Genomic DNA, 3421 nt, shown 5'->3' with positions numbered 1-3421 from the left:
CATTGTTTTTGCCAGAGATTTTTCATCTGAGATATTATTTCTGATGATTCCAAACACGCATATTTTCCCAATGGCAAAACAAGCCCCGATAATGGCGAACCATACTTTATAAAACCAGAATTCTTCAATAAAGGGAAGCAGGCAGGAGCAGAATCCTACAATAGCTAAAGCTGCTATTAATGCTTTTTTTGTTCCTGTTTTATTGATGAAACTCACTGCAAAAAGGGAGATGAAAGCAATGGGCAGGTCTTTAAAAGATTCCAGAAACCCCAGTTCTCCGTAAGTAATATTAGTATCTGCAAGCTGAAGGATGATAAGTCCCATACAGTTCAGCACCATTGAGAAGATAAGGAAGGTCAGTTTTAATGGAAGAGAAATTTTGGAATGCTTAGTGGTCATTTCGGGAGTTTACTTTATTGAATTTTTATAGCTTTTTGTGAATAATTGATGCGAAGATATGGCTTTTAACCCTCAATAATAAACGAAATTTTAAAATATTTATTAATATAATGTTAATTAATTGAAAAAAAATATATTTTTATTGTCTCAATTTGAGAATTAAAACAAATAGCTGTATATGAATGTAAGAATATCGAGAAATTTGGGAGTGATTGCCGTCCTCTATTTTACGGCTAACTTCAGTGGCCAGACGAAAAAGGACACACTTTCTAAAGAAAACAAAATAGATGAAATTGTAGTGATTGGTTACGGGACTCAGAAGAAGTCTAATGTAACGGGAGCAATCGCCAGTATTAAAGCCAGTGACATAGAAAACATTCCAACCGGTAAGCCGGAGCAGGTTTTACAGGGAAGGGCTGCAGGGGTTTCTGTAGTAACTAATTCTGGTCAGCCAGGCGCCGCGGCAACAGTTCGCGTCCGTGGGATTACCAGTTTCGGAGCGGGAAGCAATAGTCCGCTATGGGTGGTAGATGGTATTGTGGTAGACAATATCGGATGGCTTAACCAGTCAGATATAGAAAGTATTGAAGTGCTGAAAGATGGAGCATCATCTGCAATCTACGGTGTTTCTGCCGCAAAAGGGGTAATCCTGGTTACTACCAAAAAAGGAAAGAAAGGAAAATTAGTTCTTTCTTATAATGGTTTCTACGGTTTTTCAAATGCTGCTAAAAAACTGGATCTTTTAGATGCTACCCAATATGCGAATATTATTAATGAAGGTTTTGTAAATGATGGGGAAGCTCCACGTTTTGCCAATCCTCAAGGATTCGGAAAGGGAACAAACTGGCAGGATACCATTTTTGGCACGGGCGAAAAATCTTCCCATGAAGTAAGTATTACCGGCGGTAATGACAAGTCAAGCTACTATACATCGTTCGGATATTTTGATCAGACGGGTATTGTAATGACAGATATCTCTTATTATAAAAGAATTAATGCAAGATTCAATTCAACCCATAAGGTTACAGATTATTTAACGTTAGGGCAAACCTTTGCTTATACCCATACGAAATCACAGGGAGTAAGTGCTAATGAGGAATATGGCGGGCCGCTTGCTTCAGCAGTTAACTTAGATCCTATTACGCCTGAAGTGGTTACAGATTGGTCGAAAGTAGATCCGGGTGGATATACAGATCCTTATATCATTCGTGATCCCAATGGAAATCCTTATGGAATTTCCCGTTATGTAAACAATGAGATGACCAATCCAAGAGCTTTTCGTTCTATTCAGCAGGGAAATTACAGTTGGTCTGATGATTTTGTAGGAAATATTTTTGCTGAACTTAAGTTTCTTGATCATTTTACCTTCAAGTCAAGTTTGAATGGGAAGAAATCATATTGGGGAAGCCGCAATTTTACACCTAAATATTATTTAAGTCCCAATTACAGAAATACAGGCTTCAACAGTCTGAATAAGGTGGATGAAAATAAATTTGAGTGGAGTATGGAAAATACTTTAACCTATCAGAATAAATTCGGAGACCATAATCTAAGTATTTTGATAGGACAAGGAGTATACCGATATAATGTATCAGGAGGGACCAGTTTAACTTACAGTAATCTGCCTATTGAAAACTGGCAGGATGCTTCTTTTAATTTTGATATTCCTCAGGATGATATTACAGCCAAAGGATGGGATGGTATCCAGACACGTAAAGCATCTTACTTCGGTAGAATTATTTATGATTATGCGGATAAATATTTATTTACAGGAACTATTCGTAGAGACGGTTCTTCAAAATTTGCGACTAACCATCATTGGGGAACCTTCCCGTCAATGTCTTTGGGATGGAATGTTCATAAAGAAGATTTCTGGCCGGAAAATAAAGTCATTAATAACCTGAAACTGCGCGGTGGATATGGAGTGTTAGGAAATGATGAAATGGAGAATTTCAGATTTGCGAGCTTTATGGTTTCAGGAAGTAACTATACCAATTCAGGAAATAACATCATCATAGGGTATGCTCCAAGTACATTGGAAAATCCCAATCTGAAATGGGAACAAACCAGTCAGTTGAACATTGCAGCAGATTTTAAGCTATTCAATCATTTCACTCTTACTGCAGATTGGTATAAGAAGAAAACTACCGATATTTTAAGGCAAATCAGTATTCCGGGTTATGTAGGAGTTCCTAATTTACCTTGGTCAAACGTAGGGGATATGGAAAATTCAGGTCTGGAACTTGAATTGGGGTACAAAAAGAGCTGGAAGGATTTCAGTATCTCCGTCAACGGAAATTTTGCAACTATAAAGAACAAAGTTTTACGATTAGAGAATGATATCGATTATTTTAATCTTGCTTCTTTCCAGACAATGGGGGCCGTATCAAGGGTAGCGGTAGGACAGCCCTACGGATCATTCTATGGTCAAACGTATAGTGGGATTTTCCAGAATCAGGCACAAATTGATGCTTATGTAAATGCAAGTGGAGGTAAACTGTTACCAAATGCTAAACCGGGAGATTTTATCTGGCAGGATAATAATGGAGATGGTAAAATTGATGAGAATGATAAAGTGAACTTAGGAAATTCTATTCCAAAATATACTTTCGGGCTTACGGTGAATTTAAATTACAAGAATTTTGATTTTATGGTATTTGCCCAAGGACAGGCAGGTAATAAAATATTCCAGGGGTTAAGAAGACTGGATATTCTGGATGCAAACTACCAGACAAAGATTTTAGACCGTTGGACAGGGGAAGGTTCTACTAATACCAACCCGAGAGTTACCCGAAATGACCCTAATCACAACTACTCCTGGATGTCCAATTATTATCTTCAGAAAGGAGATTATGTAAGAGTGAAAATTGTTCAGCTGGGATATACCCTTCCTCAGGATGTAACCAGCCGTTTTGGGATGAGCAAAGTGAGATTGTATATCACAGGAGAAAATTTATTCACTTTCACAAAATATACAGGATATGATCCGGAGATTGCAGGAAGAAATAATTCTGAACAGGAT

General features: G+C 37.6%; 1 protein-coding gene and 1 pseudogene. One reads left to right on the top strand and one right to left on the bottom strand.

The window, feature by feature from the left end; translation table 11 throughout:
* A pseudogene (locus tag BBH99_RS10525) lies at positions 1-399 on the bottom strand (MFS transporter); the annotation flags it as partial.
* A gap of 178 nt (positions 400-577) precedes the next feature.
* Between BBH99_RS10525 and BBH99_RS10520 the strand changes: the two are divergent.
* On the top strand, positions 578-3421 hold a 2844-nt coding region (locus tag BBH99_RS10520), incomplete at its 3' end, for a SusC/RagA family TonB-linked outer membrane protein (protein ID WP_066695321.1).

The sequence above is a fragment of the Chryseobacterium contaminans genome, from assembly GCF_001684955.1.
In the GTDB taxonomy this organism is placed as follows: Bacteria; Bacteroidota; Bacteroidia; order Flavobacteriales; family Weeksellaceae; genus Chryseobacterium; species Chryseobacterium contaminans.
This window is presented reverse-complemented; position numbering and strand designations above follow the sequence as displayed.